Source organism: Acidaminococcus sp. (assembly GCF_050873445.1).
Lineage (GTDB): Bacteria > Bacillota > Negativicutes > Acidaminococcales > Acidaminococcaceae > Acidaminococcus.
In genome coordinates this window covers 1-3,680 of the sequence record NZ_JBNMIU010000087.1, presented here as the reverse complement: position 1 = coordinate 3,680, position 3,680 = coordinate 1, and the positions used below count along the sequence as shown (strand labels likewise).

Sequence of the window (3,680 nt, the reverse complement as noted above, 5' to 3'; positions counted from 1 at the left end):
ATATCCAGGCACTCAGAAAAAAATGCTGGTAAAATTCCCTGCTTGGGAGTATTATAATACACAGTTAGGTTTTTCATGTCAGTTAAATTCTAACACGAAAAAGGACTTTCGGTTCGCAAGAATCGAAAGTCCTTTCTCGTGTTCATGGGGCCATTATTTCACAGCCCCTTTTGCTTGTCTCTTCCTCAATCCTTTGTTTCAGCCGTTCCAGGAAGACCTGGCTGGAATGGCTGAGCAGACGGTATTTTTTCCAGACTACCAGACTGGAGACTTCGTAGGCAGGCTCCAGGGGGATGAATTTCAGTTCGGGGGAGTTATGGTGTTCCAGCCGGTCCAGGCAGAGTACATTGGCTGTCTGCTGCAGAACCAGAGGATTGACGTTGCAGGAAAGATCCATGGTGCCCACGATGTCCAGCTTTTCCATGGAGATTTTTCCCCTGGACCAGCTTTCCAGGTCAAAGGAACGGTTATTGTGCCGGGAGGAGGTCATCAGAGGGATACCCAGGATGTTTTCCGGAGTGACGGTATCCAGCTTTGCCCAGGGACTGTGGATGCTGGTGACGATGCCCAACCGGTTTTTTCCCGGCAGTTCCAGATAGTTGTAATTTTCCACATTGAAAGGCTGGATGAACAGGCCGAAATCCAGCAGGCCGTGTTCCAGTTTTTCCTGGACGGTGTCAGCATTGCCGGTGAGCATCTCGATGGTCAGATGGGGATTCTCCTTGCGCAGTTCGGAAAAGGTATCCGTCAGGTAGTGGGCCAGGTAGGTGATTCCGGCTCCGATGCGGATGCAGCCGGTGAGGTCCAGGTCTTCATCTTTGATCTCGCTTTTGGTCTGTTCCACCAGGGCCAGGATTTCTTCGGCCCGCTGGCGCAGGTGCATCCCTTCTTCGGTGAGGGTGGTACTGCGGTTGGAACGGATGAACAGCTTTTTGCCCAGTTCTTTTTCCAGATCAGCCATCTGGCGGGACAGGGTAGGCTGGGTAACGAACAGCAGGTTGGCGGCTTCGGTCATATTCTGCTCCCGGGCTACTGCCAGGAAATATTGCAGGGTACGGATTTCCATAAGGGTACTCCTTTCATGAAATATGTATAGCAAGCAATGTGTCATACGGAATATTTATAGTATAATCATAATCAAGAAAAAGGAAAAAGTCAATTGGTAGACAATCTCACTGCCAAAGCCTTATAATAAAAGTATTCTAACTGACGCATCGAAAGGACGGGTGAGCATCGTGGATCTGGTGGACAAGCTGAAGGAATATTCCGTACTCACGGACGAGGAGTATAAGGCCCTGCTCCAGACGGAGGACCCGCTGCTGCGGGCCAAATTGTTCCGGGGCGCTCAGGAAGCCATGAGCTATGTGTTCCACCGCAGGGTGTATTTTCAGGGCGTACTGGAATTCAGCAACCACTGTCCCCAGAACTGTCTGTACTGCCGTCGCCGGGAAGAGAATGACGAGCTGCCCCGGTTCCGGCTGAACTGGGAACAGATCCGGGGAGCCTGCGCCCTGGGATACGAACTGGGCGTTCGTTCCTTCCTTCTGGAGGGAGGGGAGGACCACTACTACACGGATATGATCCTGTGCAATATCCTGGCCAATTTGAAGCAGGAATTTCCCGACTGCGCCCTGGGCCTTTCTGTGGGGGAACGGACCAAAAAATCCTATTACCGGCTGCATCAGGCCGGGGCCCAGCGATACTTCCTCAGTTTCGTCACTTCAGATCCCCTGCATTTCACACGGCTCCATCCGCCCACCCATTCCCTTTCCACCAAAATCGACTGCATCAATGATTTGAAGGATCTGGGTTATGAAACGGATACGGGCTTTCTGGCAGGAGCTCCCTACGAACAGATGGATTATCTGGTGAAGGATCTGACTTTGCTTCAGGAACTGGCGCCCCACAATATCACCCTGACTCCGTTTCTGCCCGAAGACGGAACGCCCTTCCGCCAGGAGAACCGCATGGCCCTGGAAGAGTACCTGCGGCTGACGGCTATTTTGCGGATCCTGTTCCCCCGGGCCAATATCGTGGCGCCCTGGGCCATCCGGCGCATCCACGCCCATGGCCAGATCCTCAGCGTACAAAGCGGCGCCAATGTGCTGCGCATGCCCATGCAGCCCCCGGCTGATCCCGATTCCCTGAACCAGGACGCCCGGAAAAAGCTGCTCCATACCATCGAAGTCATGTACCGCTATTTGAAGCACTACGGGTACGAAATGACCCTGGGGAGAGGCGATTCCATGCTGTATCCCAAACGGGTGGAGGACCAGAAGAAGGAAGAACCCCAGGTACAAGAAAAGACGGAAGAGGAAAAATAGAAGAGGAGTACCATGAAAATCCAGCGTTTGCTTTGCATCGGCCTTTGCCTGCTTGCCTTTACCGGCACGGCCTGTGCCAGAAAGTCCACGGCTCCCGATACCAGGGCTGCAGGCCCGGTGACGGTCTATGTGCCCCGGAAGGTGGAAGGACCCGTCCATCTGGTGTGGGACTGGCAGGCTCCGGGAGAAGCAGTTTCCCGGCTGGCGAAGGAAAAGAAGCTTCCAGGCGTCAATGTGCTTTCCCCCAGCTGGTTCATCCTCAGCGATACGGAAGGGAATATCGAAGTCAAGAACGCTGCTGCCGATTATGCACCCCAGGCCCATGCCAAAGGGTACAAAGTGTGGGCTCTGATCACCAATGGGTTCGACCCTGACCGTACCCACGGTCTCCTGGACAATCCGGCCGGGCGGCAGAAGGCCGCTGAGAACCTGCTGCAGCTGGCCCGGAACTACCAGCTGGATGGCATCAACCTGGATTTCGAGAATATCCGGGCGGAGGACAGCGACCGGCTTACTGCTTTTGTTGGTGAAATCAGCGGGATGCTGAAGCCGGCCGGGTATACCCTGTCCATTGATGTGACCGTACCCAGCGACAACGGCAACTGGTCCAGATGCTACAACCGGAAAGAACTGGCCGGGCAGGTGGATTACGTAATGCTTATGGCCTACGATGAGCACCACAGGCTTTCGAAAACGGCCGGAAGCGTAGCCAGCCTGCCCTGGGTGGAACAGGGCATCCGGAAGACCCTGCAGGAAGTGCCCAAAGAGAAACTGGTATTGGGCATGCCCCTCTATATGCGGGACTGGACCGTGAAAGAAGACGGGACTGTCAATGCCAGGACGCTGTCCATGCTCGGGGCCAGGAAGCTGATCGAGGATCACAGTCTGGTCCCTGCCTGGCTGAGCCAGGAAGGGCAGTATTACTTCGAATATAGAGAACAGGGCACCCTCCACAAAGTATGGATGGAGGAGAGACGCAGCCTGGCCCTGAAGAATGCCCTAATCAGCCGCTACGACCTGGCCGGCAGTGCCTATTGGCGAAAGGGCCTGGAGGAGCCGGATGTGTGGGAGAGTGTGGGGAATTTTAGCGGGCGGGTCACGCCGACCATCCAATCACCAACAACTAATCACTAATCACTAATCACTAACTCACCCATTGGCATAAATCAGAAAAATCAGCTATAATAAAAGAGCCGTGCGTCGTGGGCGCCGGCTCTTTATTGTCGGGTTTGAAAACCCCACGCTATGCGTGGGGTTCTGGAAAGCTTTTAGCTATACCAAAAAATCCTCCTTTGGTAAAATGAAGATGGCTACCAACCACTTCATTTTGAAAGGAGGATATCCTGAATGGATATT

Annotated in this window: 3 protein-coding genes and 1 pseudogene; 2 read left to right on the top strand and 2 right to left on the bottom strand. The window is 53.9% G+C overall.

The annotated features are described in order from the left end of the window. Together ACR0QW_RS10755 and ACR0QW_RS10750 are read right to left on the bottom strand one after the other, a co-directional pair. A pseudogene (locus tag ACR0QW_RS10755) lies at positions 1-77 on the bottom strand (transposase); the annotation flags it as partial. Between the two features lie 65 nt (positions 78-142). Beyond that, positions 143-1,066 carry a LysR family transcriptional regulator gene (locus ACR0QW_RS10750; protein ID WP_432643632.1) on the bottom strand — a complete coding sequence of 308 codons (924 nt, stop codon included), beginning with the start codon at positions 1,064-1,066 and terminating at the stop codon, positions 143-145. Between the two features lie 160 nt (positions 1,067-1,226). Here ACR0QW_RS10750 and hydE point away from each other — a divergent pair, with 160 nt between their 5' ends. Together hydE and ACR0QW_RS10740 are read left to right on the top strand one after the other, a co-directional pair. Then, positions 1,227-2,324, top strand: coding sequence for a [FeFe] hydrogenase H-cluster radical SAM maturase HydE (hydE, locus tag ACR0QW_RS10745; protein ID WP_432643631.1), 1,098 nt, complete (start codon positions 1,227-1,229; stop codon positions 2,322-2,324). A 12-nt stretch (positions 2,325-2,336) separates the two neighbouring features. Beyond that, positions 2,337-3,458 carry a glycosyl hydrolase family 18 protein gene (locus ACR0QW_RS10740; protein WP_432643630.1) on the top strand — a complete coding sequence of 374 codons (1,122 nt, stop codon included), beginning with the start codon at positions 2,337-2,339 and terminating at the stop codon, positions 3,456-3,458. The last annotated feature ends 222 nt before the right edge of the window (positions 3,459-3,680 follow it).

Bases quoted from the DNA above. Each gene is read 5' to 3' on its own strand.
- ACR0QW_RS10750 (WP_432643632.1), bottom strand. From the start codon at position 1,066: ATGGAAATCCGTACCCTGCAATATTTCCTGGCAGTAGCCCGGGAGCAG.
- ACR0QW_RS10740 (WP_432643630.1), top strand. From the start codon at position 2,337: ATGAAAATCCAGCGTTTGCTTTGCATCGGCCTTTGCCTGCTTGCCTTT.